This is a genomic window from Flavobacterium potami (genome assembly GCF_020026915.1).
Lineage (GTDB): Bacteria > Bacteroidota > Bacteroidia > Flavobacteriales > Flavobacteriaceae > Flavobacterium > Flavobacterium potami.
This window is the reverse complement of sequence record NZ_JAINUY010000065.1, coordinates 1-285: the sequence shown is the minus strand read 5'-3', so window position 1 is coordinate 285 and position 285 is coordinate 1. Positions and strand designations below refer to the sequence as shown.

Here is a 285-nt window from a genome sequence, read left to right as displayed (position 1 = left end):
TCACCATTCAGAAAGCCGAAGACATCGACGAGGTTCTCCTGTCGATCATCACCACAGCAAGAACGTATGAGGAGGCTATCGAAGAGGCGACGGATCTGAGAGATAAGAAGATGGGTGCATTTGAACTGGATTTCTCTCAGGGGATCGATCTCGATGCGTTCTCAAAAGTTGTTTCAAGCGGCAAAGGGAATATGAATTTATGGCTTGTTGAAACGGAGACCCGGGATAATGATACATTTAAACGGTTTAAAGGAGTTGATCTCCACACCTGGGATAGGGTTTCAA

General features: G+C 45.6%; 1 protein-coding gene. It reads left to right on the top strand.

Translation table 11 applies throughout. From position 1 onward, the window contains the following. A partial coding sequence (locus K6T82_RS24290; RefSeq protein WP_223711627.1) for a hypothetical protein occupies positions 1-285 on the top strand: 285 nt, incomplete at both ends.